At 72.1% G+C, this 24,623-nt stretch carries 22 protein-coding genes; 8 read left to right on the forward strand and 14 right to left on the reverse strand.

Annotated elements, in window-relative coordinates; all coding sequences use genetic code 11:
* Positions 1-5: 5 nt before the first annotated feature.
* From GTY58_RS28110 to GTY58_RS28145, 8 genes are all read right to left on the reverse strand, one after another.
* Positions 6-1,469 (reverse strand): hypothetical protein, encoded by a 1,464-nt coding sequence (locus GTY58_RS28110; RefSeq protein ID WP_010986781.1) that lies wholly within the window; start codon positions 1,467-1,469, stop codon positions 6-8.
* Positions 1,470-1,777: 308 nt separating this feature from the next.
* A complete protein-coding gene (locus GTY58_RS28115) occupies positions 1,778-2,770 on the reverse strand; it encodes a BadF/BadG/BcrA/BcrD ATPase family protein (protein ID WP_037651501.1) in 993 nt (330 codons plus the stop codon).
* The gene (locus GTY58_RS28120) at positions 2,767-4,032 is read right to left on the reverse strand and encodes a 6-phospho-beta-glucosidase (RefSeq protein WP_010986783.1); all 1,266 of its coding nucleotides are present in this window, start codon (positions 4,030-4,032) and stop codon (positions 2,767-2,769) included. The genes GTY58_RS28115 and GTY58_RS28120 overlap by 4 nt, the downstream gene beginning before the upstream one ends.
* A gap of 3 nt (positions 4,033-4,035) precedes the next feature.
* Positions 4,036-4,929, reverse strand: coding sequence for a carbohydrate ABC transporter permease (locus GTY58_RS28125; protein ID WP_010986784.1), 894 nt, complete (start codon positions 4,927-4,929; stop codon positions 4,036-4,038).
* A gap of 2 nt (positions 4,930-4,931) precedes the next feature.
* Positions 4,932-5,873, reverse strand: a complete 942-nt coding sequence (locus GTY58_RS28130) for a sugar ABC transporter permease (protein ID WP_010986785.1) — start codon at positions 5,871-5,873, stop codon at positions 4,932-4,934.
* Between the two features lie 2 nt (positions 5,874-5,875).
* Complete coding sequence (locus GTY58_RS28135; RefSeq protein WP_010986786.1) at positions 5,876-7,213, reverse strand: ABC transporter substrate-binding protein; 1,338 nt, start codon at positions 7,211-7,213, stop codon at positions 5,876-5,878.
* A 145-nt stretch (positions 7,214-7,358) separates the two neighbouring features.
* The gene (locus GTY58_RS28140; protein ID WP_010986787.1) at positions 7,359-8,570 is read right to left on the reverse strand and encodes an ROK family transcriptional regulator; all 1,212 of its coding nucleotides are present in this window, start codon (positions 8,568-8,570) and stop codon (positions 7,359-7,361) included.
* 470 nt (positions 8,571-9,040) lie between these two features.
* The gene (locus GTY58_RS28145) at positions 9,041-10,141 is read right to left on the reverse strand and encodes a mechanosensitive ion channel family protein (RefSeq protein WP_010986788.1); all 1,101 of its coding nucleotides are present in this window, start codon (positions 10,139-10,141) and stop codon (positions 9,041-9,043) included.
* Between the two features lie 313 nt (positions 10,142-10,454).
* Here GTY58_RS28145 and GTY58_RS28150 point away from each other — a divergent pair, with 313 nt between their 5' ends.
* Complete coding sequence (locus GTY58_RS28150) at positions 10,455-10,991, forward strand: HNH endonuclease (protein WP_010986789.1); 537 nt, start codon at positions 10,455-10,457, stop codon at positions 10,989-10,991.
* 154 nt (positions 10,992-11,145) lie between these two features.
* On the opposite strand, the gene GTY58_RS28155 is transcribed toward GTY58_RS28150, so the two are convergent.
* From GTY58_RS28155 to GTY58_RS28165, 3 genes are read right to left on the reverse strand one after another with little or no spacing between them, the layout of a single operon-like run.
* Positions 11,146-12,489, reverse strand: a complete 1,344-nt coding sequence (locus tag GTY58_RS28155; RefSeq protein ID WP_010986790.1) for an FtsX-like permease family protein — start codon at positions 12,487-12,489, stop codon at positions 11,146-11,148.
* Positions 12,486-13,199, reverse strand: a complete 714-nt coding sequence (locus GTY58_RS28160; RefSeq protein ID WP_010986791.1) for an ABC transporter ATP-binding protein — start codon at positions 13,197-13,199, stop codon at positions 12,486-12,488. The genes GTY58_RS28155 and GTY58_RS28160 overlap by 4 nt, the downstream gene beginning before the upstream one ends.
* A complete protein-coding gene (locus tag GTY58_RS28165) occupies positions 13,196-13,729 on the reverse strand; it encodes a PadR family transcriptional regulator (RefSeq protein ID WP_010986792.1) in 534 nt (177 codons plus the stop codon). The genes GTY58_RS28160 and GTY58_RS28165 overlap by 4 nt, the downstream gene beginning before the upstream one ends.
* Positions 13,730-13,899: 170 nt before the next feature.
* On the opposite strand from GTY58_RS28165, the gene GTY58_RS28170 reads away from it, so the two are divergent.
* The 3 genes from GTY58_RS28170 to GTY58_RS28180 all read left to right on the forward strand — a co-directional run bounded on the left by GTY58_RS28170 (position 13,900) and on the right by GTY58_RS28180 (position 16,715).
* Positions 13,900-14,151, forward strand: a complete 252-nt coding sequence (locus GTY58_RS28170) for a hypothetical protein (protein ID WP_010986793.1) — start codon at positions 13,900-13,902, stop codon at positions 14,149-14,151.
* Positions 14,152-16,374, forward strand: a complete 2,223-nt coding sequence (gene malQ, locus GTY58_RS28175) for a 4-alpha-glucanotransferase (RefSeq protein WP_010986794.1) — start codon at positions 14,152-14,154, stop codon at positions 16,372-16,374.
* A 101-nt stretch (positions 16,375-16,475) separates the two neighbouring features.
* Positions 16,476-16,715 (forward strand): hypothetical protein, encoded by a 240-nt coding sequence (locus GTY58_RS28180; protein WP_010986795.1) that lies wholly within the window; start codon positions 16,476-16,478, stop codon positions 16,713-16,715.
* A gap of 200 nt (positions 16,716-16,915) precedes the next feature.
* On the opposite strand, the gene GTY58_RS28185 is transcribed toward GTY58_RS28180, so the two are convergent.
* Complete coding sequence (locus GTY58_RS28185; protein ID WP_010986796.1) at positions 16,916-17,446, reverse strand: MarR family transcriptional regulator; 531 nt, start codon at positions 17,444-17,446, stop codon at positions 16,916-16,918.
* Between the two features lie 110 nt (positions 17,447-17,556).
* Here GTY58_RS28185 and GTY58_RS28190 point away from each other — a divergent pair, with 110 nt between their 5' ends.
* A complete protein-coding gene (locus GTY58_RS28190) occupies positions 17,557-18,666 on the forward strand; it encodes an EamA family transporter (protein ID WP_010986797.1) in 1,110 nt (369 codons plus the stop codon).
* 55 nt (positions 18,667-18,721) lie between these two features.
* Here GTY58_RS28190 and pepN read toward each other — a convergent pair whose 3' ends face one another.
* Positions 18,722-21,295, reverse strand: coding sequence for an aminopeptidase N (gene pepN, locus GTY58_RS28195; RefSeq protein ID WP_010986798.1), 2,574 nt, complete (start codon positions 21,293-21,295; stop codon positions 18,722-18,724).
* A 112-nt stretch (positions 21,296-21,407) separates the two neighbouring features.
* Here pepN and GTY58_RS28200 point away from each other — a divergent pair, with 112 nt between their 5' ends.
* Positions 21,408-21,929 (forward strand): DUF1203 domain-containing protein, encoded by a 522-nt coding sequence (locus GTY58_RS28200; protein ID WP_010986799.1) that lies wholly within the window; start codon positions 21,408-21,410, stop codon positions 21,927-21,929.
* Between the two features lie 41 nt (positions 21,930-21,970).
* Here GTY58_RS28200 and GTY58_RS28205 read toward each other — a convergent pair whose 3' ends face one another.
* On the reverse strand, positions 21,971-22,987 hold the full coding sequence (locus tag GTY58_RS28205; protein WP_010986800.1) for an aspartate-semialdehyde dehydrogenase: 1,017 nt from the start codon (positions 22,985-22,987) through the stop codon (positions 21,971-21,973).
* Positions 22,988-23,339: 352 nt separating this feature from the next.
* Between GTY58_RS28205 and GTY58_RS28210 the strand changes: the two genes are divergently transcribed.
* Both GTY58_RS28210 and GTY58_RS28215 read left to right on the forward strand, forming a co-directional pair.
* Complete coding sequence (locus tag GTY58_RS28210) at positions 23,340-23,861, forward strand: sigma-70 family RNA polymerase sigma factor (protein ID WP_202497517.1); 522 nt, start codon at positions 23,340-23,342, stop codon at positions 23,859-23,861.
* 1 nt (position 23,862) lies between these two features.
* A complete protein-coding gene (locus GTY58_RS28215) occupies positions 23,863-24,615 on the forward strand; it encodes a hypothetical protein (RefSeq protein ID WP_010986802.1) in 753 nt (250 codons plus the stop codon).
* Positions 24,616-24,623: the final 8 nt, after the last annotated feature.

Raw genomic sequence — 24,623 nt, forward strand, 5'->3', positions numbered from 1 at the left:
CCCTCTCACCGGTACTCCGAAAGCCTGCGCCCGATGCCCAGCACCGCGCCCGCCGCGCCCAGCACGGCCAGCACCGCGGCGCCCACCGAGAGCCCGGTCATCGCGTCCCGGCCGTCGCCCGCCGCCTGCTTGAACTCGGTCTCCTCGTGGGCGAGGGCCAGCTCCAGGTTGTGGTCGACGCCGTCGAAGCACTCGCCCGTCGGCTTGTCCGCCTTGGAGCCGATGACCTTGTCCAGCGCGGCCTGGTAGTTGCCGGAGTCGTCGGCCGCGCGCGCTTCCCGGTGGCGCGACTGCCACTCCTCCATGTTCCCGGTGGCGGCCGTCACGGGCTGCCCGCCCGCCTGGTCGTCGGCCAGCGACTTCGCCTCGGCGAGGCCCGCGGAGAGCTTCTTCATGTCCTGCTTGAAGTTGTAGTCGAAGACGTCCTCGACGCTCTCGTCGGGCAGGGTCTTGGTCTCGGCGCCGCGGCTGACCAGGGTCAGGTTCTCGTTGCCCCGCGCGTTCAGCGACGCGATCCGGGCGTCGTGCAGCACGTTGAGCGAGCGCACTCCGTGGTCGTACGACGAGTCGAGGCCGGCGCGCGCGACGGTGTGTCCGACGACCAGCCAGAGCAGGACCACCGCGGAGGCGGCCGTGGCGGCGACCAGGCCCTGGTTCAGCACCCGGTTCGTACGCCGGTAGTTGCGGCGCTGGGCCCAGCCGAGCGCGGCGAGAGCGAGGACGCCGAGGCCCATCGCGGCCCACGGGTACGGCGTCGCGCTGTCGTAGTCCGAGCGCAGCCGCTGGTTCTCCTTGGTGTAGAGATCCTGCGCGGCCGGCAGCATCTTCTGCTGCATCGTGTCGTTCGCGTACCGCAGATAGGCCCCGCCCAGCGGGAAGCCCTGCCGGTTGTTGGCGCGGGCCCGCTCGATCAGGCCCTTGTACTCGGGCAGCAGTTTGTTGAGCTTGGCGATGGTGTCCGCGGAGGGCGAGCCCGGCTCGGAGTTGGCGGCGGCGACGACCAGCTTGTCGGCGGCCGTCCTGATGTCGTCCTCGAAGCGCGTGCGGGAGCCCGCCGGCTCCTCGCCGCCCGCGAGGAAGCCGCTGGACGCGGTCGTGTTGGCGTCGGCGAGCGAGCGGTAGATGTCCGCCGCGCCCGCGCTCAGCGGCTGGCTGCTGTGCAGCACGTCGTCCGCGGCGGCCGAGCGGTCGGTCATCTGCCAGGCGGTGACCGCGCCGAACGCGACCACGAGCAGGGCCAGGACGGCGCCGATGAGGCGCAGCCGGCCGGGCTCGGTCGTCGCGGCGGCCCGCAGCTGGTCGACGCCCTCCGCCCAGGCCGTGCGGCGGGGCGGGGCGGGGTCGGGGCGGCCCTGTGACGCACGCGCGCCGGGCGCTTCCCGCGCGCCGGGCACGCCGGACCGCGGCAGGGCCGGCGTCGTCGGTGCGGCCTGGGCCGGTGGCGCGCTGCCTTTCTGCGGGTGTGTCACTTGACCTCCCCCATGGTCATCCGCCGGTCACCCCCGCCCGGTGCCGCGGGGGCACGGACAGAGGTGCACGGCCGCAAGTATCGCCGCCGGGACTGACATCCGCACAGGCCTTCACACGATCTTGTTCGGATCGCGGCGCGGTCGTGCGGATTCCGGCGCACGGCAGTACTCCCCGCGCCATCCTCCGGTCATGAATACGCGACCCTGTATCTGTTCGGTTCCCGTACGAACGGGGAGGTTCACGCCCTCATGTCCCGCCCGCCCCGCCCGCCCCGCCCGCCCCGCATGCACCTCACGCCCCTACGCCCCTACGCTCCTTCGTAGTGTGCCCGTACGCGCGCGTGGACCTCCTCCGGGGCGTGCACGTGGTCGAGGCCCAGCAGGGCCGCGCCGAGGACCGGCCCTGCGGTGACCACCCGGGGTACCGCCTTGGGGGCGCGGGCCGCCAGCAGGTCCCTTATCCGGTCGTCGAGTTGGGGGTGGCGGGCCGCGAGGACGCTGCCGCCGAGCAGCACGGGGGTCTCCTCCGCGAGCAGGTCGAGGCGGGTCAGGGCGACCACGGCCATCGCCACCACCTCGTCCGCCAGCCGGTCGACGACGGCCCGCGCCACCGGGTCGCCGTCGCGAGCCGTGGCGAACAGGACGGGTGTCAGCTCATGGCGCCGGGAGTGCTCGATGTGCTCCAGGTGGAGCGCCTCGATCAGCGCGTACATCGACTCCAGGCCGAAGTGCGCGGGGAGCGTACGGGCCAGGGCCGTCGGGCCGCCCCGCCCGTCCTCCGCCCGCGCCGCATGCCACAGGGCCTCCTCCGCCAGGGCCCAGCCGCCGCCCCAGTCGCCGGAGATGCGGCCGATGGCCGGGAAACGCGCGGTGCGGCCGTCGGGGCGCATGCCCACGCAGTTGATGCCCGCGCCGCACACCACCGCGACCCCGTGCGGCTCGGCGACGCCCGCCCGCAGGATCGCGAAGGTGTCATTGCGCACCTCCACACTCGTGCCCCACGCGCGCGCGTGCAGGGCGGCCGCCAACTGCTTCTCCTCGACGGGGAGATCGGCGTTCGCCAGACACGCCGAGACATGCGTGACCGAGGTGACGCCGGCCGCGGCGAAGGCCCGGCCCACCGCGTCGGCGACCACGTCCACCGCCGTCTCCACCCCCACCGCCGGGGGACGGAACCCGCCGCCGCGCGCGGCGCCGACGACCGTGCCGTCGGCGGCCACGACCGCGACGTCGGTCTTGCTGTTCCCCGCGTCGATCGCGAGCACGCTCGCTCCGTCGAGGGCGGGGACGTCTGTGCTCACGCCCACGCGAGGTGCTCCCGGTTGTGCGCGATCAGCCGGTCGGTGAGGGCGTCGGCGTACCCGTACTGGCCGATCAGCGGGTGCGCGAGCAGCGCCCGGAACACCCGGTCGCGTCCGCCGCGCAGCGCGGCCTCAAGGGCCAGGTCCTCGTACGCCGTGACGTTCGCCATCAGCCCCGCGTACAGCGGGTCCACCGGCGGCACCGGCAGCGGGGTGGGGCCGTGCGGGCCGACCGCGGCCTGCACCTCGATCACCGCGTCGTCGGGCAGGAAGGGCAACGTGCCCTTGTTGTAGGCGTTCACCACCTGGTACGGGCTGCCTCCCCCGCCCAGCAGCGAGGCCGCGAGGTCCACGGCCGCCTCCGAGTAGTACGCGCCACCCCGCTCGGCCAGCAGCGCCGGCTTCTCGTCGAGCGCGGGGTCGCCGTACATCTCCAGCAACCGCCGCTCCATCCGCGCGACCTCCGCGGCCCGCGAGGGTTTGGTCCCGAGCTCTCGTACGACCTCGTCGTGCGCGTAGAAGTAGCGCAGGTAGTACGAGGGGACGACGCCGAGCCGGTCGACGATGCTGCGCGGCAGGCGCAGGTCGCCCGCGACGGCGTCACCGTGCTCGGCGAGCAGCTTGGGCAGGACGTTCTCGCCCTCGGGGCCGCCCAGGCGCACCCCGGTCTCCCAGGTGAGGTGGTTGAGGCCGACGTGGTCGAGGTGGACGTCGGCGGGGGCGACGCCGAGCAGCCCGGCGAACTTCCGCTGGAAGCCGATCGCCACGTTGCACAGCCCGACGGCCTTGTGACCGGCCTGGAGCAGGGCGCGCGTCACGATCCCCACCGGATTGGTGAAATCGATGATCCAGGCGTCCGGGTTGGCGCGGCGGACGCGCTCGGCGATGTCCAGCACCACCGGCACCGTGCGCAGCGCCTTGGCGAGACCGCCCGCGCCCGTCGTCTCCTGGCCGACGCAGCCGCACTCCAGCGGCCAGGTCTCGTCCTGCTCGCGTGCGGCCTGTCCGCCCACGCGCAGCTGGAGCAGCACCGCGTCGGCGCCCTCGACGCCCGCGTCCAGGTCGGACGTGGTGACGATCCTGCCGTCGTGGCCCTGCCTGGCGAAGATGCGCCGGGCGAGGCCGCCCACCAGTTCGAGGCGGTCGGCGGCCGGGTCGACGAGGACCAGTTCCTCGACGGGCAGCGTGTCCCGCAACCGGGCGAAGCCGTCGATGAGTTCGGGGGTGTACGTGGACCCCCCGCCCACAACTGCCAGTTTCATACGTCAGCCCTTCACTCCGGTGAGCGTGACACCCTCGACGAACGCCTTCTGCGCGAAGAAGAACACGAGGATCACGGGGGCCATGACCAGGACGGTCGCGGCCATGGTGAGATTCCAGTCGGTGTGGTGCGCGCCCTTGAACGACTCCAGGCCGTAACTCAACGTCCAGGCGCCCGGGTTCTCGGACGCGTAGATCTGCGGGCCGAAGTAGTCGTTCCAGGCGTAGAAGAACTGGAAGAGCGCGACGGCCGCGATGCCCGGCCTCGCCATCGGCAGGACGACCTTCAGGAGGGTCCTGAGGTCCCCGCAGCCGTCGACCTTCGCCGCGTCGAGGTACTCGTTCGGGATGGTCATCAGGAACTGGCGGAGCAGGAAGATGGAGAACGCGTCCCCGAACGCCATCGGGATGATCAGCGGCCACAGCGTGCCCGACAGATCCAGCTGCTTCGCCCAGAACAGGTACATCGGGATGATGATCACCTGGGGCGGCAGCATCATCATCGAGATGACCAGCATCAGCGACAGATTCCGCCCGCGGAAGCGGAACTTGGCGAGCGCGTACGCCACGGGGATCGACGACACGACCGTGATGACGGTGCCGGCACCGGCGTACAGGAGTGTGTTCTTCCACCAGGTCAGGAAGCCCGGGGTGTCGAACACCTTCCGGTAGTTGCCCCACTGCCAGGTGTGCGGGATCAGATCGCGGCTGAGCGCCTGGGTGTCGCTCATCAGCGAGGTCAGGAACACGAACACGAAGGGGAGGACGAAGAAGAGGGCCGCCGCCACGCCCAGCGAGTGGACCGCGACCCACTCCAGCAGGGCCCGGCGCCGGGCGGTGCGCTCGGCCGGGGAGACCGTTGTCGTCAACTCCACCGGCTTGTCCAGCACTTGGGTCATGGTCAGTCACCTGCCTGGATGAGGCCGCCCCGGCGCCGCATCAGGAACGCGGTGAACACCATGGACAGGGCGAACAGCACGAGCGCGACCACACAGGCGGAGCCGTAGTCGAAGCGCTGGAAACCGAGGTTGTAGACGAGCTGGGGCAGGGTGAGCGTCGACTTGTCGGGGTAGCCCGGCTCGAACTGCGTACCGGCGCCCTGGATGACGCCCGACGCGACCTTTCCGGCGATCAGTGGCTGGGTGTAGTACTGCATGGTCTGGATCACGCCGGTGACCACGGCGAACATCATGATCGGCGAGATGTTCGGGAGCGTCACGTACCGGAAGCGCTGAAGGGCCGACGCGCCGTCCAGCTCCGCCGCCTCGTACTGCTCCTGGGGGACGTCGAGCAGTGCGGCCATGAAGATGACCATCAGGTCGCCGATGCCCCACAGGGCGAGCAGGGTCAGGGCGGGCTTGGACCAGGTGGGGTCGTTGAACCAGCCGGGCGCCGGGATGCCCGCCTTCTCCAGGATCGAGTCGACCGGCCCGGTGCCGGGGTTGAGGAGGAAGGCGAAGGCCATGGTGGCGGCGACGGGCGGGGCGAGGTAGGGCAGGTAGAAGAGGGTGCGGAAGACGCCCGTGCCCGTCTTGATCTTCGTGATGAGGAGCCCGACGCCCAGCCCGAAGACGACGCGCAGGCTCACCATGACGAGGACCAGCCACAGGGTGTTGCGCAACGCGGGCCAGAACAGCGGGTAGTGCTCGAAGACGTACGTCCAGTTCTTCGTCCCGCTCCACGTCGGCGGCTTGAAGCCGTCGTAGTGCATGAACGAGAAGTAGACCGTCGAGATCAGCGGATACGCGAAGAAGACCGTGAAGCCGATCAGCCAGGGCGACATGAAGGCGGCCGTCCTGAACGCCGCCCGGCGGCGTTTGGCACGCAGCGTGTACGTGGTCATGGCTACTTGGCCTGCGCGATGTCCGTGTCGATCTGCTTCGCGGTCCCCGCCAGGCCCGCCTTGAGGTCCTTGGCCCTGCCGCTCTCGTAGGCGTAGCCGAACTCCTGGATGGTCACGAGGTACACACCGCCGTTGACGGAGGCGGGAGTCGTGGTCGAGTTCGGGTCGGCGGCGATGTCCAGGAACGTCTTGAAGCGCGGGTCGTACGTCAGCTTCGGGGACTTGAGGGCCGCGAGCGTGGAGGGCACGTTGTGGATGTCGTTGGCGAAGCCGACCACCGCGTCCGTGTCCGTGGTCATGTACTTCACCAACTCCCAGGCCGCGTTCTGCTTCTTGCTGGTGGCGGCGATGCCGGTGATGGTGCCGGTGATGTAGCCCTTGCCGTACTGGTCGGCCCGGTCGTCGGGGACGGGCAGTGGCGCGACCCCGATCTCGAAGTCAGGCTTGGCCTCCTCGGCCATGCCCAGGCGCCACTCGCCGTCCAGCTGCATCGCGACCTGGCCGGTGTGGAAGGGGTGCTTGGGGCCCCACTCGTCACCGAGCGTGGCGCGGTAGGTCTCCAGCTTCTTGTAGCCGCCGAGCTCGTCCACGAGCTTCTTCTGGAGTGTGAACCCGGCCTCGAACGCGGGGTCCTCGGCGACGTTCGACTTGCCGCTCCGGTCGAAGTACGTCGGCGAGAACTGCGCGAAGTAGTGCTCGGTGGTCGATTCCCAGCCGTGGTAGTTCGGCATGAAGCCGAGCTGCTTGTAGGAGTCGCCCTTGGTGAGGGTGAGCTTCTTGGCGTCCTTCTCGAATTCCGACCAGGTCTTCGGGGGGCTGGTGATCCCGGCCTTCTTGAAGGCGGTCTTGTTGTAGTAGAGCCCGTACGCGTCGCCCAGCAGCGGCGCCGCGCAGCGGTTGCCGTCGAACTGGGTGTACTCGTTCATCGCCTTCGGGAAGGTGGTGGCCGGGTCGACGCCCGCCTTCTTGAAGAAGGGGTTGAGGTCGACGAGGGCACCGGAGGAGCAGAACTTGCCGACGTTGTTGGTGGTGAAGGAGGAGATGACGTCCGGGGCCTTGTCACCGCCGGCGCGCAGCGCCTGGTTGATCTTGTCGTCGGTCATGTTGGCGACGATGTCGACGTGGATGTTGGGGTGCGCCTTCTCGAAGCCCGCGACCAGCGACCGCACGGCCTTGACCTCGCCCGGCGCGCTCCACGCATGCCAGAAGTTGATCGTCGTGTCCTTGGACGCGTCGTCGTTCGCGCCGGCGTCGGACTGGCCGGTACAGGCGGTGGCGAGGAGGGCTATCGAGGCGGACGCGGCCAGCGCGACAGCCACCTTTCTGGACATTGCGGGCATGACGGGGTCTCCCTCGGAGGGGCGGGCGGGACGGGGCGAGTGCGGGCTCGGGCTTGGGGGTGATTCGGCGAGAGGTGCGCTCGACGGGAGGTGTACTCGGTGGGAGGTGCGCTCGACGGGAGGTGTGCTCAGCGGGAGGGTGTACTCAGCGGGAGGTGTCGAAGACCTCGTCGCGGGTGGCCGCCAGCGCGCTCTCCAACGCGCCGCGCAGCACGGGGTGTTCGTGGACGTCGCCGACGACGAGGCGCGGCCGGGACGCGGCCAGGTCCTCCAGCTCGGCCTGCACCAGGGCCCGCAGCGGCTCGCCGCCCCTGCTGAGCGAGGTGCCGCTGAGGACGACGAGTTCGGGGTCGAGTACGGAGACCAGCGAGGCGAGACCGGTGGCGAGACCGGTGGCGTACGTGCGCAGCAACTGCCGGTAGGGGCCGTCGTCGTGGCCGGCGGCCCGCTCGACGAGGGTGGCGGCGACCTCGGCGTACGGGCCCGGCGGTATGTCCTCGATGCCGAGCTCGCGGGCCAGCTCGGGTATGGCCTGGGAACCGGCCAGCTCCTGGTAGCCGCCGCTGTTGGCCCGGGTCACCTGGCGGACCAGGGGTGCGCCGGGCACGGGCAGGAAGCCGACCTCGCCGGCGCCGCCGGTCCAGCCGCGGTGCAGCCGGCCGCCGAGGACGAGGGCGGCGCCGAGTCCGCCCTCGTTCCACAGCAGTACGAAGTCCGCGTGCCCGCGCGCCGCGCCCAGCCGCTGCTCGGCGATCGCGACGAGGTTGACGTCGTTCTCGTACTCGACCGGCATCGGCAGTGCGGCGGCGAGTTCGTCGAGGAGGGTGGGGGAGTGCCAGCCGGGGAGGTGGGAGGCGTAGCGCAGCCGGCCGGTGTTGGGGTCGAAGGCGCCGGGGGTGCCGATGACGAGCCGGTGGATGTCGTCCCGGGCCAGGCCGGCGGCCTTCACCGCGCCGTCCAGGGCGTCGGTGACCTGCCGTACGACGGGCTGGGCCGGGCGCCGGCCGGGGGTCGGCAGTTCGTACGCGCCCACGGTCCGCCCGGTGACGTCGGCGACGGCGGCGAGGATGCGCTCGGGGGTGACGTCGAGCCCGGCCGCGTGGGCCGCGCCCGGATTGACCACGTAGAGCTGGGCGTTGGGTCCGGGGCGTCCTTCGCTGGTGCCGGTCATCAGGACGAGCCCGGCGGCTTCGAGGCGGGCCAGGAGCTGGGAGGCGGTGGGCTTCGACAGTCCGGTGAGCTTGCCTATGCGGGTGCGGCTGAGCGGGCCGTGCTCGAGGAGCAGGTCGAGGGCGGCGCGGTCGTTCATGGCGCGCAGGACGCGCGGGGTGCCCGGCGTGCCGGCGGATCCTGCCATGTGTGTCGCCACCTGCCTTTCGACTGCCCAGCTTCCCAGCGTGACCGCCGGGAAGTCCATCGCGAGATCATTGTTAGGAAAGTTTCCTATTGGTGGGAGGAACGTAGGCCGGGGGTGGCGGAGGCGTCAATACCGGCCACGGGCGGGCAACCAAGTCGTTACGTGGCAGCCCGCGGCCGTGCGGGAGATCTCCCCCCTCCCCAGCCGGTGCACGACGGGGCAGACGCGCTCGGCCCGGCGGAAAGGGGCGCGCGGGGGCGCAGTTGCCGGAACGCACGCCCTTTGACCGGCTGAGAGCGCGACGCGCGGAGAGGTGGCTACGGGTTCCCTGTACGCGCGGAGAGGCGGCGACGGGTTCCCCGAACATGCCGAGAGGCGGCGCCCCGTGTGTCCCGGGCGCCGCCTCTCTCGTACGGCCTGCTTCTCTGTAGGGCCTGTTTCTCTCGTACGGCCTGTTTCTCTCGTGCCGCCTACTTCGGCGCGGGGCGCACGGGCGGCGTGAGCGGGGATGCCGCCTCCGCCTGCGGGGACGCCGTGTTCGAGTAGACCGAGGGGGCCGCGACCGTCGCCGTCGGGTCGGGGACCGGGTCCCCGTCCGGCTGGGACGGGAGGCCGCCCACGATGCGGATGTCCGCCGCGTCGAAGGCGCGCTTGATGCGCCAGCGCAGCTCGCGGGCCACGGCTGCAGCCTTGCCCGGCATCGTCTTCGCCGAGACATGGACCACCATCGAGTCCAGCAGGACGCTGTCCAGGCCGAGGACCTCGATCGGGCCCCAGAGGAGCTCGTTCCAGGGCTCCTCCTTGCTCATCCGCTCGGCGACGTCGTCGAGCGTGGCCTTCACCCGGTCCAGATCCTCGGAGGCGCGGACGGTCACGTCCACGCCCGCCGTCGCCCAGCCCTGGGAGAGGTTGCCGATGCGCTTGACCTCGCCGTTGCGGACGTACCAGATCTCGCCGTTGTCGCCGCGCAGCTTGGTCACGCGCAGGCCCACCTCGATGACCTCGCCGGACGCGACGCCCGCGTCGACCGTGTCGCCGACCCCGTACTGGTCCTCCAGGATCATGAAGACGCCGGAGAGGAAGTCGGTGACCAGGTTCCGGGCGCCGAAACCGATCGCGACACCCGCGACACCGGCCGACGCCAGCAGCGGGGCCAGGTTGATCTCGAAGGTGCCGAGGATCATCAGGGCGGCGGTGCCGAGGATCAGGAACGACGCCACCGAGCGGAGTACCGAGCCGATCGCCTGGGAACGCTGGCGGCGGCGCTCCACGTTCACCAGGAGACCGCCGAGCGCCGTGCCGTCGACCCCCTCCGCCGTGCGGCTCATGCGGTCGATCAGCTTGGTGATCGCCCGCCGCACCACCACTCTCAGCACGCCCGCGATCACCAGGATCAGCAGGACGCGCAGACCGATCGCCAGCCACGTGGACCAGTTCTGCGAGACCCAGCTCGCGGCGTTCGTCGCGCTGTGCTGGGCGTCCTGGAGCGTGGCGGTGGCCGGGTCCGTCGTCTGCGAGGGAGACGGGGACGGTGTGACACCGGCGGCCAGTAGGACGGCGGGCAAGGACACGGCAGGTACCTCCAGGTGCTGCGTCTGCCCCCGGCGAAGCGGTCAAGGTCGTCAAGGTCACGGAAATGTCACCGGACGGGCAGACCCACCACACTAACGGGGCATCGTGTGTGGATCGTTGCGATGTTCGAGGGAGAGACCGTGCTCACCTGGGGATGAACGGGGTGTGGTCCCGGGGAGCAAGAAAGGTGTGGTCGAAAACACTCCCAGCCCGTTACCGGGACATGGTGGCGCTTCCACCAGGCAAGAGGGGAGACTGACTGCAGATCGTCCCGGCGCGAGCCACGCGCCGCCGGCGTACAAGGAGGCATCCGTGCCGCATGTCCTGGTCCTCAACGCGTCGTACGAGCCACTCGGCGTCGTACCGCTCCGCCGCGCGCTCGTCCTCGTCCTTGAGAACAAGGCAGTCTGCCTCGAGGAATCCGGCGCCTTCATGCACAGCGCAACCGTTACTGTCCCCGCACCCAGCGTGGTCCGGCTGAAGAGGTTCGTACGGGTCCCTTACCGGGGGCCCGTTCCGCTGACCCGGCGGGCGTTGTTCGCCCGCGACGGCGGCCGGTGCATGTACTGCGGTGGCGTCGCAACCAGCGTCGACCACGTCATCCCGCGCAGCCGCGGGGGTCAGCACGCCTGGGACAACGTGGTGGCGTCCTGCCGCCGCTGCAACCACGTCAAGGCCGACCGCCACCTCTTCGAGATCGGCTGGCGGCTGCGCCACAAACCCGCTCCGCCCACGGGTCTGGCCTGGCGCATCATCGGCACCGGGCATAGGGACCCGCGCTGGCTGCCCTACCTACAGCCGTACGGCGCGGACGACGCGATGGCCCGGATCGACGGCATCTCCGCCTGACGACCCGGGCCTTCGTATTGCCCGCCCGCCTTTGGCCCGCACGCCTTTCGGTCCGGCCCCGGAAGTCCCCTGTGCCCCCGGGGCCGGACCGTCGCGCGTCCGGTGTCGGCCGGGTCCGGTGGCGGCCGGGCCGGACGCATCCCGTGCCGGACAGTCAGGCGTAGCGCAGTTCCGCCGGGTGTACCGAGCGGCGCAGACGCGGCAGGGAGGCCGCCGCGGCGAGCAGGCAGGCCGCGTACACGGCCGGCGGCACCAGCAGCGGCAGCACGGGTATGCCCTCACCGAACGCCGCCGCGTACAAGACGCCGATGCCGATGCCGCCGAGGCCGGCCAGCGCCACCGCGGGGGCGAGCGGCAGGGCGGTCTCCAGGAGCAGGGCCTTGGCCAGGACCGGCCTCGGCACCCCGGCGGCGGCCTGCGCGGACAGGCCCCGGCGGCGCGCGGCGAGCGATTCCGCGGTGCCTACGGCGAGCCCCGCGAGCGTGATCCCCAGGGCGACGAGGATGGCGGCTCCCGTCAGATTGATGCCGGTGGTGTAGAAGGACATGTTGTCGGCGAACATCCGCCTGTCGCGCCCGGTCAGGCCGGCGAGCAGCGTTTGACGGATGCCCACGAATGCCGTCCCGACGACGGTCACCAGCAGGACGGCGGCATGGGTGCGGGCGGCGGCCCACGGGTCGTCGCGCAGCCGTTCCGCCGCGATCAGGGTCGCCGGGTTCCCGGTGCGCGCCGCGAGGAGCCGGCCCGTGAGCCGGGCGGTGGCGCCGGTCAGCCAGACGGCGCCCATACCGGTGACGACCACCACGGTGAAGATCAGCAGCGGGGCCGTGCCGAACCCGCCGAAGGTGCCCGGAGTGATGACGAGGCCCACGGTGAGGAGGACCAGCGCCGCCGCGATGAACGCGAGGCCCGGACCCCGGCCCTTGCCCGGTTGCGGGCGCACCCGGCGCACCCAGCCCAGCGGGGAGGCGATCACCCGACGCAGCGCGAGGGTGCTCACCAGCACGCCCAGCAGCGGTACGGCCACCATGACCAGCGCGAACCCGGCCCAGACCGTCGCCGGCGGATGCTGCCACTGGCTCAGCAGGAGCAGCGCGGCGAAGACGGTGGCGACCACCGAGCCGAGCAGACAGGTGAGCCCCGCCTCCAGGGCGGCGATCCGCCGCACCTGGCCCGGCGTGGCGCCCGCGAGGCGCAGTCCGGCCAGCCGCCGGTCGCGGTGCAGTGCGCCGATGCGGGCGCACTGCCCGAGGAAGCCGAGCACGGGGACCAGCAGGAGCAGCAGCGTGAGGATCACGCCCGAGCGCTCCCCGGGCTGGTTCAGCAGCCCGTTCGCGAGGGGCACGTTGTACTGCCCCCGGAGCGAGACGATCGCCGTCGCGCCCAGGGCGAGCCCCGTGGCGCCCATCGCGCCCACCGCCGTGAGCGCGACCCGCCACCACTCACGCCGGTCGGAGCCGCGGATCAGCAGCAGGGCGAGCCGGAGATCGGTCCTCATCGAGTCACCTCCGCCGACGTGTCGGCCCCGCTCGGGAGGTGTCCGGCGGCGATCACGACCCCGTCCCGCAGCGACACCTCCCGGTCCGCGTACGCCGCCACCTGCGCGTCGTGCGTGATCAGCAGCACCGCCGTGCCGGACTCGCGGGCCGTGTGGGTCAGCGCGGTCATCACCTGCTCCCCGGCGAGGGAGTCGAGCGCGCCGGTCGGCTCGTCCGCGAAGACCGCCTTCGGGCCGGTCACCAGGGCCCGCGCCAGGGAGACCCGCTGTGCCTGGCCGCCGCTCAGCTCGCCGGGCCGCGACTCCTCCTGCCCGCGGACGCCGAACCGCTCCAGCCATTCGCCCGCCCGCTCCTGCGCCGCCTTGCGTGAGGTGCCCGCGAGGAGCAGGGGCAGCGCCACGTTGTCGAGCGCGGTCAGCTCGGGGATCAGCTGTCCGAACTGGAACACCACGCCGAACTCCGTGCGCCGCAGCTCGCTCAGCCGGTTCTCCGGGAGCTGGTCGAGGCGTTCGCCGCCGTAGACGACGGCACCCTCGTCCGGGCGGACTATCCCGGCGAGGCAGTGCAGCAGCGTGGACTTGCCGCTGCCGCTGGCCCCGGTGACGGCGAGGATCTCGCCCGCCCGGAGCTCCACCGAGGCGCCGCGCAGTGCCGGGGTGGAGCCGTGGGCTTTGACGAGTCCCCGGGCCGCGAGGAGTGGGTTGCTCATGCTGCGTCGACCTCCGCGGTCAAAGTGGTGAGCCGGGCGCCTGTGGTGGTCATCCAGCGCAGATCGGCGTCGAGGTGGTTGAGGGCGTAGTCGGCCGAGAGGACGGTCGCCAGATCGGCGCCGGATGCGGTCTTCACGGCCGTGAGCTCCCGCATCCGTGCCATGTGCGCGGCACGCTGTGCGCTCAGGTACGCGGCCGGGTCCCCCGAGGCGAGGATCGCGACGACGACCTTGGCGAAGATCTCGTTCGTCACGAAGGGAGCGGGCGGGGTGATCTCACCGGCCCAGCGGGTCAGCTCCAGGGAGCCGTCGTCGGTGGAGCGGTACAGGGTGCGCTCGGGGCCGCCGTCGGAATCGGTCCCGTCGACCTCGGCGAGACCGTCGCGGACCAGGCGCTGCAACGTCGTATAGACCTGCCCGTAGGCGAGGGGCCGCGCTTGCGGGAACCGCTCGTCGTGCCGCCGCTTGAGGTCGTAGCCATGGCTCGGCCCTGCGGCGAGCAGTCCGAGCAGGATGTGGCGGGTGCTCATGCAGATCATTATGCACTGGATATATGTAGCGAGTGAATAGCGGAGTTCGTGAGAGTCTTTCGTGCACGGTCGGTGACCTGACGCACGTTGTCCGGCCTTGCACGTCTGCAAACGCGTCGACTGGGTAGGGCTGATTTCACCCGCTTCCCGACGACGCCAAGGAGGCCCCCGTGGCCGCATCGGCACATCTTCTGCTCTCGGCCCTGTCCAAACCTGAGGCGGAGCCGTCCGCCGGACCCGAGCACCTGCTGTACGCCTTCAGCGCCGAAGGGGCCGGCGCCGAGGCGCCGCTCACCAGCGAGCCGCCCCTGCCCGACGCCGAGCCCCTCACCAGCGAGCCCCCGCTCGCCGACGCCACCCCCCTGACCAGTGAGCCCACGGCCACGGGTACCGCCGCCGGCCCGGACCCCGCGGGGTTCTAGATGCCCCCGGCCGAGACGGGTGAGAGCGAGACGGACGAACCCGGTGAGGCCGACCGGGCTCATGCGGCCGACGGGATCCATGGCGCCGACGAGACCGATGGGGCCCACGAGGCCCACGGTGTCGGTGAGGCGCCGCTGGCGCGGCTCGCCGCGCTCCATGGCGTTGCCACCTCCTACAGCCCCTCCCCGGGCCGGACGGTCGCCGCTTCGGACGCCGCCGTCACCACGGCCCTCGCCGCGCTCGGCGTCGACGCGGGCACCCCGGACGCCGTACACCGTGCCCTCGCGGCGCGCGAGACGGAGCTGCGCCGGCGGCTGCTGCCGCCGACCGTCGTGTGCTGGGGCGAACAGCCGCCCGCCGCGCTGACCGACCTGCCGGACGGCACCCGCCTGCGCATCGAGACCGAACAGGGCGAGACCCGCGCCTCGGCCGAGCAGCTCCCGCCCGGTGTCCACGCGTTACACATCACCGCACCGGACGGCCGCAGCGCCGACGCCCATCTCGTCGTCGCGCCCGCCCGGCTGTCCGCGCCGCCCGGACGCGCCTACGGACTCCTCGTCCAGCTCTACTCCCTCCTCTCCCAGCGCTCCTGGGGCATGGGCGACCTCGGTGACCTCGCCGAGCTGGCCGCCTGGGCGGGCCGGGCGCTCGGCGCCGGATTCGTGCAGCTCAACCCGTTGCACGTGGCCGTGCCGGGCGACCCCACCGACCCGTCCCCGTACCGCCCCTCCTCCCGCCGCTACCCCGACCCGGTGCACCTGCGTGTCGAGGACGTTCCCGAGTTCGCGTACGTCGACGACCCCGGTCCGGTCCGTACGCTCCTCGACCGCGCCGCCCGGCTGCGCGAATCCGTCCTGCGAAAGGGCGCGTTGATCGACCGCGACGCCGTATGGGAGCTGAAGCGGGAGGCGCTGGAACGCGTGCACGCCGTGCCCCTCGGACCCGGACGGCGCGCCGCCTACGTCGACTTCCTCGCCGAGGAGGGCGAGGCGCTGGAGGACCACGCGACGTGGTGCGCGCTGGCCGAGGTGTACGGGGCCGATGGGCACGGCTGGCCGGCCGGGCTGCGCGACCCGCGCTCGGCCGAGACCGCCCGGGCGCGCGGCGAGTTGATGGACCGCGTCGACTTCCACGCCTGGCTCGCCTGGCTGACCGACGAGCAGCTCGCCGCCGCTCAGCGGGCCGCGCGTGACGCGGGCATGGCGGTCGGACTCGTGCACGACCTCGCGGTCGGCGTCCATCCCGTCGGCGCCGACGCCTGGGCGCAGCAGGAGTACTTCGCCGCGGGCATGTCGGTGGGCGCCCCGCCCGACGCCTTCAACGCGCTCGGCCAGGACTGGGGCCTGCCGCCCTGGCGACCGGACCGCCTCGCCGAGTCCGGCTACGCCCCGTACCGCCGTCTGCTCCGCGCCCTCTTCCGATACGCGGGCGCCCTGCGCATCGACCACGTGATGGGGCTGTTCCGGCTGTGGTGGGTGCCGCAGGGGCGGCCGCCCACGGAGGGAACGTACGTCCGGTACGACGCCGAGGCGATGCTCGCGATCCTCGTCCTGGAGGCATCGCGCACCGGGGCACTGGTGATCGGCGAGGACCTCGGCACGGTCGAACCCGGGGTGCGCGAGACGCTGCACGCGCGCGGCGTGCTCGGCACGTCGGTGCTGTGGTTCGAACGGGACTGGGAGGGGGACGGGCTGCCGCTGCCGCCCGAGCGCTGGCGCGCGGACTGCCTGGCCACCGCCACCACCCACGACCTGCCGCCGACCGCCGCCCGGCTCACCGGCGCGCACGTCGAACTCCGCGACCGTCTCGGCCTGTTGGCCCGGCCGCTGGAGGAGGAGCGGGCCGCGGCGGCGGCGGACACGGCGGAATGGCTGGCCCTGCTGGCCCGGCTCGGACTGCTCAAGGGTGCGAGCGGGGGCATCTGCTCGGTGTCCGAGGAGGCCGAGATCCAGGCCGTGCACGCCTTTCTGCTGCGCACCCCGGCCCGGCTGGTCGGCCTGTGGCTGCCGGACGCGGTGGGCGACCGGCGCCCGCAGAACCTGCCGGGTACGTGGGACCAGTATCCGAACTGGCGTCTGCCGATCGCCGATGCGCGGGGCCGTCCGGTGACGCTGGAGGAGCTGGCGGCCGCGCCGCGGTTGCACGCGTTGGTGGATGTGCTGCGGGGCCTTCCGGCGGGGGGCGGGGCGCCGGGCGGCGCGAGGTGCGGGGAGCGGGGCTGAGGTCGGGGGAGGGGCGCGGCGGCGGGTCTTGCGCGGTTCCCCGGTCTCCCGAACGGCACCCCGGGCGCGCGGTTCGTTCGGGCGTTCGCTACGTTGGCACCGTGGACAAGAAGAACGCCCTGCGCGCCGGCGCCCTGGCTGCCGGTACGACGCTGATGATGCTGCTCATGTCGTCCCCCGCGCTCGCGGTGGTCCGCGACGACGGCGACGACCCCGGCCCGGGGCTGAGCGTGATCGACACGCTGGGTCTCTTCGTCGCGGCACCGATCGTGCTGTTCGTGGTCATCGCCGGTCTCGTGATCGTCGGCGAGAAGTCCCACAAGCAGCCGAAGCAGGGCTGACGACTCACCACCCTTCTCACTTCCGTCGAGGGAGCCCGCGCACCCAAGGGTGCGCGGGCTCCCTCGACGCGTTTCACCCCGGCGTGCGCGCCGGGCGGCCCCGGCGCCGACGGAAGCCCCGGCATGTCGGCATCAGGAGGCCATCTACGTCGCCTGGGCGGCGCACGCTCGCGACGCCGCTCAGGTCGAGGCGGCGCTGGTCAGTTCCCTGGGGCGGGGCTGACGGTTCCGGCGAGCAACTGACGCAGCAGGTCGGCCAGTTGGCCGGCCTGCTGCGCGTCGAGGGCGTCGAGCGCCTCCGTCTGGACGGCGAGCCCGGCCTCCACCGCCTCGTCGATCAGCCGGAACCCCTCGTCCGTGAGCGTCACCTGGAGCCCGCGCCGGTCGTGCGGGTCGGGGGAGCGGCGCAGCAGCCCCGCCCGTTCCAGCTTGTCCAGGCGGCCGGTCATCCCGCCGGTGGTGAGCATCAGCGTCGCCGAGAGCTGGCGGGGCGAGAGGGTGTACGGCTCGCCGGAACGGCGCAGGGTCGCCAGCACGTCGAACTCGCCGCGCGAGATCCCGAACCGCTCGTACGCCTTCTCCATCCGGTCGCCCATCGTCCGCGAGAGCCGGAAGACGCGCCCGAAGACCTCCATCGCGGCGGTGTCGAGGTCCGGCCGGGCGGCGGCCCACTGCTCGATGATCGCGTCGACGGGGTCCTTGGGGGGTGTGATCGGGCGGCTCGCGTTCATGGAGGGAGTATCCGTCGCCGTTCGGTCACCCGCAAGAAAGTGGGTTGCCAGTAAGTAGCTTAGCGCTAAGCTACTTACCGCCAGTCCATATCGACCGAGGGTGTGCCCAGATGACCAAGAACGGCTCCACGCGTGCCCCGCTCATAGCGCTCACCGCGCTCGCCCCCGTCTCCTGGGGCAGCACCTACGCCGTCACCACCGAGTTCCTGCCGGCGGACCGTCCGCTGTTCACGGGCCTGATGCGCGCCCTGCCCGCCGGGCTGCTCCTGCTCGCCCTCGCCCGGGTGCTTCCGCGCGGCGCCTGGTGGTGGAAGTCGGCGGTGCTGGGTGCGCTGAACATCGGCGCCTTCTTCCCGCTGCTGTTCCTCTCCGCGTACCGGCTGCCCGGCGGCATGGCGGCGGTCGTGGGCTCGGTGGGTCCGCTGTTCGTGGCCGGGCTGGCGGCGGCGCTGCTCAGTGAGCGACCGACCGTTCGTACGCTGTTGACCGGTATCGCGGCGGCCCTGGGTGTCAGCCTGGTCGTGCTGAAGGCGGCCGGCGCGCTCGACCCCCTCGGTGTGCTCGCCGCCCTCGCCGCCACCGCCTCCATGTCCACCGGCACCGTGCTCACCAAGCGGTGGGGGCGCCCGGCCGGGGTCGGCCCGCTGGCCCTGACCGCCTGGCAGCTCACCGCGGGCGGACTGCTGATCGCCCCGATCGCCCTGCTCGTCGAGGGGACGCCGCCCGCGTTGGACGGCCGGGCGATCGGCGGCTACCTCTATCTCGCGCTGGCGAACACGGCGGTGGCGTACTGGCTCTGGTTCCGCGGCATCGGCCGGCTCACCGCGACCCAGGTCACCTTCCTCGGCCCGCTCTCCCCGCTCACCGCGGCCGTCATCGGCTGGGCCGCCCTCGGCCAGGCGCTGACGCCGGTGCAGCTGGCGGGCATGGCCGTGGCCTTCGGCGCGACGGTCTTCGGCCAGCTCAGGCCCCGCGCCCAGGACCGACGCCGACACCGTGAAACCACGGCGGTTCCGCTGGACGCCGGGCCGAACTCGAACGCCGCAACCACCGCGCCGGGCGCGGCCGCTGTGCCGGGCGCGCCGACGGCGACCGCTGCGCCGAGTGTGCCGACGGCGACTGCCGCGCCGACTGTGCCGGGTGCGACCGCTGCGCCGAGCGCGCCGACCGCGCCGACCGCGACCACCGCAACGACCGCGACCACCCCCAACGGCTCCTGAGCGCGGCAGAGGGCGCCCGGCGGGATGCCGGGCGCCCTCGTTCACGTAACTCCGGTTACGCCGCGGCCGCGTCCGCCGCCTGCGCCTTCAGGGCCCGCTCCACGCCCGACCGGGACTCCGAGACCAGCCGCCGCAGTGCCGGGCTGGGGTCGGCCGAGGCCAGCCACTCGTCCGTCTTCCTGAGCGTCTCCTCCGAGACCTGGACCGCCGGGTAGAGCCCGACCACGATCTGCTGCGCCATCTCGTGCGAGCGCGAGTCCCACACGTCCTTGGCCGCCGCGAAGTACTTGTCCGTGTACGGGGCCAGCAGCTCACGCTGGTCGGTCTGCACGAAGCCCGAGATCACCGCCTCCTGCACGGCGTTCGGCAGCTTGTCCGACTCGACGACCGAGGCCCAGGCCTCCGCCTTCGCCTCCTCGGTCGGCCGCGCGGCCCGGGCGGTCGCCGCGTGCCGCTCACCGGCCGCCGTGCGGTCCCGCTCGTACTCGCCGGCGATCTCCGTCTCGTCGTACCGGCCCACGGCCGCGAGCCGCTCCACGAACGCCCACCGCAGCTCGGTGTCGACGGCCAGGCCCTCGATCGTCTGCGTGCCCTCCAGCAGCCCCTCCAGCAGGTCCAGCTGCTCCGGCGTACGCGCGGTCGCCGCGAAGGCACGCGCCCAGGCCAGCTGGTGGTCGCTGCCCGCCTCGGCCGCGCGCAGATGCGCCAGCGTGGCGTCCGTCCAGCGGTTCACCAGGTTCTCGCGGGCGGCCGGGTCGGCGTACAGCTCGATCGCCAGCTTCACCTGGCGGTGCAGCGACTGCACGACACCGATGTCGGACTCCTTGCCGATGCCCGACAGGACCAGGGACAGGTAGTCGCGGGTCGCCAGCTCGGCGTCACGCGTCATGTCCCAGGCCGAGGCCCAGCACAGGGCGCGGGGGAGGGAGGCCTCGAAGTCACCGAGGTGCTCCGTCACGAACGCGAGGGACTCCTCGTCGAGGCGGACCTTCGCGTACGACAGGTCGTCGTCGTTGAGCAGGACCACCGACGGACGGCGCTTGCCGACCAGCTGCGGAACGGCGGTCAGCTCACCGTCCACGTCCAGCTCCACCCGCTCGCCGCGCACGACCTTGCCGCTCGCCTCGTCGAGGTCGTACAGGCCGACCGCGATGCGGTGCGGCCGCAGCGTCGGCTCGCCCTTGGCACCGGCGGGCAGGGCCGGCGCCTCCTGGCGAATGGCGAACGAGGTGATGACACCGTCCGCGTCGGTGGCGATCTCAGGACGCAGGATGTTGATACCGGCCGTCTGGAGCCACTTCTCCGACCAGTTCTTCAGGTCACGGCCGCTGGTCTCCTCCAGCGCCCCCAGCAGATCGCTGAGCCGCGTGTTCCCGAACGCGTGACGCTTGAAGTACGCCTGCACGCCCGCGAAGAACTCGTCCATGCCGACATACGCGACGAGCTGCTTCAGGACGCTGGCGCCCTTGGCGTACGTGATGCCGTCGAAGTTGACGAGCACGTCGTCGAGGTCGTTGATCTCGGCCATGATCGGGTGGGTGGAGGGCAGCTGGTCCTGCCGGTACGCCCACGTCTTCATGGAGTTGGCGAAGGTGGTCCAGGAGTGCGGCCAGCGCGAGCCGGGCGCATACGCCTGGCAGGCGATGGACGTGTACGTGGCGAACGACTCGTTCAGCCACAGGTCGTTCCACCACTCCATGGTCACGAGGTCGCCGAACCACATGTGGGCCAGCTCGTGCAGGATCGTCTCGGCGCGCACCTCGTACGCGGCGTCGGTCACCTTGGACCGGAACACGTACTGGTCGCGGATGGTGACGGCGCCGGCGTTCTCCATCGCGCCCGCGTTGAACTCCGGCACGAAGAGCTGGTCGTACTTGCCGAAGGGGTACGCGTAGTCGAACTTCTCCTGGAACCAGTCGAAGCCCTGCCGGGTGACCTCGAAGATCGCGTCGGAGTCGAGGAACTCGGCGAGCGAGGGCCGGCAGTAGATGCCGAGCGGAACGGACTGGCCGTCCTTCTCGTACACGCTGTGCACCGAGTGGTACGGCCCGACGATGAGCGCCGTGATGTACGTGGAGATCCGCGGCGTCGGCTCGAAGACCCAGGTGTCGTCCGTGGGCTCGGGCGTCGGCGAGTTGGAGACGACGGTCCAGCCGCTCGGCGCCTTCACGGTGAACTGGAAGGTCGCCTTCAGATCGGGCTGCTCGAAGGAGGCGAAGACCCGGCGGGCGTCCGGCACCTCGAACTGGGTGTAGAGATAGGCCTGCTGGTCGACGGGGTCGACGAAGCGGTGCAGACCTTCACCCGTGTTGGTGTAAGCGCAGTCCGCCACGACGCGGAGCACGTTGCGGCCCGCCAGCAGGCCCGCAAGCGCGATCCGCGAGTCCTTGAAGACCTCGGCCGGGTCGAGCGTGTCGCCGTTGAGGGTCACCTCGTGGACCGTCGGCGCCACCAGGTCGATGAAGGACTCCGCGCCGGTCTCGGCGGAGTCGAAGCGCACCGTGGTCACGGACCGGTAGGTGCCGCCCTCCTGCGCGCCGGAGAGGTCGAGATCGATCTCGTACGAGTCAACGGTGAGCAGCTGCGCCCGCTGCTGCGCCTCTTCGCGGGTCAGGTTTGTGCCAGGCACGCGGTCATCTCCTCGTTATGTGTGGGTTGCGTCATCCTTCCACGGGAGCTGCACGGAATGCGATGTCCGTTTCCCGCCGGTGCCCGGACGGCGCGGGCGCGAGCCTGGACGCATGACGACGTACCCGACGCACACGGCACGCACGACGTACACCGCACGCCCGATCGGGCCGAGCGCCCTGAAGGAACTCCGCGACACCGACGACGCGGGCCGCCCCCGCGTACCGTTCACCGACGACGAGGGCGGTGCCCCGCTCCGCTGCTGCCTGCGCCGCAGCGAACCGGGCGAGCACATCGTCCTCGTCTCGTACGCCCCGCTGCGCCGCTGGGCCGCCGAGACGGGCGCCGAGCCGGGGGCGTACGACGAGCGGGGGCCGGTCTTCATCCATGCGGCCGAGTGCGAGGGACCGGCCGGGGACGGCCACCCGTTCACCGGCGCCCACCGCACCGTCCGCCGCTACTCCGCCGACGGCCGGATCCTCGGCGGCCGTCTCGTGGAGGTCCCGGACGCGGCCGCCGCCGACCAGGCCTTCGACGAAGCCTTCGCGGAGGCCTTCGGCGACCCTGAGACGCGGCTCGTCCATGTGCGGGCCGTGGAATACGGCTGCTTCCTGTACGAGGTGCGCAGGCCCTGACGCGGCCGGCCGACCTCAGCCGCACAAGCGACAGGCGGGCGTCAGCCCTTCAGCTCGGCCGCCACCAGCTCCGCGATCTGTACGGCGTTCAGCGCGGCGCCCTTGCGGAGGTTGTCGTTGGAGATGAACAGCGCGAGGCCGTTGTCGACGGTCTCGTCCGCGCGGATGCGGCCCACGAACGAGGGGTCCTTGCCGGCCGCCTCCAGGGGCGTCGGGATCTCCGAGAGGGCCACGCCCGGCGCGCCGCCCAGCAGCTCCGTCGCGCGCTCCACGGACAGCGGACGCGCGAAGCGGGCGTTGACCTGGAGGGAGTGGCCGGAGAAGACCGGGACGCGGACGCAGGTGCCGGAGACCTTGAGGGCCGGGATCTCCAGGATCTTGCGGGACTCGTTGCGGAGCTTCTGCTCCTCGTCGGTCTCGTGCAGACCGTCGTCGACGAGGGAGCCGGCGAGGGGCACGACGTTGAAGGCGATCGGGCGCTGGTAGACCTGCGGTTCGGGGTAGTCGACCGCCTCGCCGTCGTGCGTGAGCTTGTCCGCGTCGGCGATCACCTTCTGCGCCTGGCCGTGCAGCTCCGCCACGCCCGCGACGCCGGAACCGGACACCGCCTGGTAGGTGGCGACGATCAGCGCTTCGAGGCCCGCCTCCTCGTGCAGCGGCTTCAGCACCGGCATCGCGGCCATCGTCGTGCAGTTCGGGTTGGCGATGATGCCCTTGGGGCGGTCCGCGATCGCGTGCGGGTTCACCTCGGCGACCACCAGGGGTACGGCCGGGTCCTTCCGCCACGCCGAAGAGTTGTCGATCACGACCGCGCCCTGGGCGGCGACCTTCTCGCACAGCGCCCTGGACGTGGCGCCGCCCGCGGAGAAGAGCACGATGTCCAGGCCCGTGTAGTCGGCCGTGGAGGCGTCCTCCACCGTCACACCGTCGACGACCGACCCGGCCGAGCGGGCCGAGGCGAACAGGCGCAGCTCGGTGACCGGAAAGTCCCGCTCCACGAGGATCCTGCGCATGACCGTGCCGACCTGACCGGTGGCTCCGACGATTCCGACCCTCACGGTGACTCCCTTTGCGTGCGTATGACGTGGTCCAGCCTTTACATCATGCGTCTGACCGGTGGCCGCGTGTCCAATCCTTTCCCGTCCCGCCCGAGGAGTGGGACGCGCCACGCACGGCGGCCGGGCCCCGATCCTGCGGCGGCCGGGCGGCCCGCCTCGAAGATATGCGCCCGTCGGCCGCCCCGCACCGGAAGCCGTACGGAGCGGCCGTACCGTCGTCGTCCGGACCTGTGTGCCGGTGTGACGTACGCCTCTGCCACCGATCCGGAAACCGGGCCGAACGGCGCCGAACGTTTCCGGCGCCTGCGGCGTCATAGGGGAAACGCGGGGAGGGGTGGCTGTGCTGCGCAGAATGGCGCGCCGTGCCCAGGGGGCGTACGCCGGTGCGGACGATCCCCTGGACGCGGCTCAGGAACGGCGGGTGCGAGCGGTGCTCGCGCTCGGCGGGGTGCCGCAGGCGGACCTGCCGGACGGGGTGCAGCAGGTCCGTCTGCGGCTGCTGGAGCGGGTGGCCCGCGGGGACGAGGCACCGCGTGACGTCTCCGCGTGGGCGGCCGTGGTCGCCTCCAATCTGGCGATGGACTGGCACCGGGCCAAGCGCCGCCAGGAGCGGCTGGGGGAGCGCCTGGCCTCGCTGCGGCAGCTGGAGCACCCCTCCGGCGAGGACTCCAGCGTGCTCTCGCTCGCCGTCGCGCAGGGCCTGGACGAGCTGCCCGACGCCCAGCGCCAGGTCCTCGTCCTGCGCTTCTACGCCGACCTGCCCGTGCGCGGGATAGCCGAGGAGCTCGGCATCCCCGAGGGCACGGTCAAAAGCAGGCTGCACACGGCGGTCCGCGCCCTGCGCGACCGTCTGCACGAGGACGAGGTGGTGTGACGTGGCCGAGAACGAGAGCGACGCGGGCGAGCGGGCCGTGGACGCGCTGATGGCCGCGATCACCGACGAGCCGCTGCCCGCGGGGGCGGAGACCGACGGTGCGCTGATGGCGGAGCACCGGGCGGCGCTGGCGGACGTGGCGGTGCTGCGGGAGCAGCTGGGGATCATCGGAGCCGCGCTCGCGGAGCCGGAGGGAGCAGCGGAACGGCCGGCACCGGTACCGGCGCCCAGGGAGCACGCGGGCCGTCCCCCGGGCCGTCCCGGCAGGCGCTCCCGGCGCCCCGCCGCCCGGGCCGTCGCCTTCGGCACCCTGGTCGCGGCCGCCGTCGCCGGTGCCGTCGTCGGGATGGGATGGCTCGCCGCGTCCGGCGGGGACGGGGTCTCCGCCGACTCGAAGGCGAGCGGCGGGAAGGCGGACGCCTCGTCCCGGACCGCGCCGGGGTACGTCGCCTGTGCCCGGCTCATCGTCGAGGGGACGGTGGCGGACGTGGAGCCGGTGCCCGGTGCCGACCAGGACCGCATCGCCCTCGCCGTCGACCGCTACTACAAGCCCGCCGCCGGCAAGGACCAGGTCACCTTCGTGATGGACCACGACGTCGACCCACGGCTCCACCAGGGCGACCACGTGCTGATCGGCATCCCGCGCGACTCCGCGGTGCCCGACATCTGGACCACGGGCGAGAAGGACATCGCCCATGAACGCGCCTGGATCCGCAAGGCGTTGCCCGAGTCGCGGAACCTCATCTGCGAATGAGAAAGGGG

It is taken from the genome of Streptomyces sp. SID5469, assembly GCF_009862865.1.
GTDB classification, from domain to species: Bacteria; Actinomycetota; Actinomycetes; order Streptomycetales; family Streptomycetaceae; genus Streptomyces; species Streptomyces avermitilis.

Bases quoted from the DNA above. Each gene is read 5' to 3' on its own strand.
- GTY58_RS28165 (WP_010986792.1), bottom strand. From the start codon at position 13,729: ATGAGCACCCGCCACATCCTGCTCGGACTGCTCGCCGCAGGGCCGAGC.
- GTY58_RS28160 (WP_010986791.1), bottom strand. From the start codon at position 13,199: ATGAGCAACCCACTCCTCGCGGCCCGGGGACTCGTCAAAGCCCACGGC.
- GTY58_RS28135 (WP_010986786.1), bottom strand. From the start codon at position 7,213: ATGCCCGCAATGTCCAGAAAGGTGGCTGTCGCGCTGGCCGCGTCCGCC.
- malQ (WP_010986794.1), top strand. From the start codon at position 14,152: ATGCCCCCGGCCGAGACGGGTGAGAGCGAGACGGACGAACCCGGTGAG.
- GTY58_RS28125 (WP_010986784.1), bottom strand. From the start codon at position 4,929: ATGACCCAAGTGCTGGACAAGCCGGTGGAGTTGACGACAACGGTCTCC.
- GTY58_RS28185 (WP_010986796.1), bottom strand. From the start codon at position 17,446: ATGAACGCGAGCCGCCCGATCACACCCCCCAAGGACCCCGTCGACGCG.
- GTY58_RS28155 (WP_010986790.1), bottom strand. From the start codon at position 12,489: ATGAGGACCGATCTCCGGCTCGCCCTGCTGCTGATCCGCGGCTCCGAC.
- GTY58_RS28140 (WP_010986787.1), bottom strand. From the start codon at position 8,570: ATGGCAGGATCCGCCGGCACGCCGGGCACCCCGCGCGTCCTGCGCGCC.
- GTY58_RS28210 (WP_202497517.1), top strand. From the start codon at position 23,340: ATGGCGCGCCGTGCCCAGGGGGCGTACGCCGGTGCGGACGATCCCCTG.
- GTY58_RS28200 (WP_010986799.1), top strand. From the start codon at position 21,408: ATGACGACGTACCCGACGCACACGGCACGCACGACGTACACCGCACGC.
- GTY58_RS28190 (WP_010986797.1), top strand. From the start codon at position 17,557: ATGACCAAGAACGGCTCCACGCGTGCCCCGCTCATAGCGCTCACCGCG.
- GTY58_RS28130 (WP_010986785.1), bottom strand. From the start codon at position 5,873: ATGACCACGTACACGCTGCGTGCCAAACGCCGCCGGGCGGCGTTCAGG.
- GTY58_RS28120 (WP_010986783.1), bottom strand. From the start codon at position 4,032: ATGAAACTGGCAGTTGTGGGCGGGGGGTCCACGTACACCCCCGAACTC.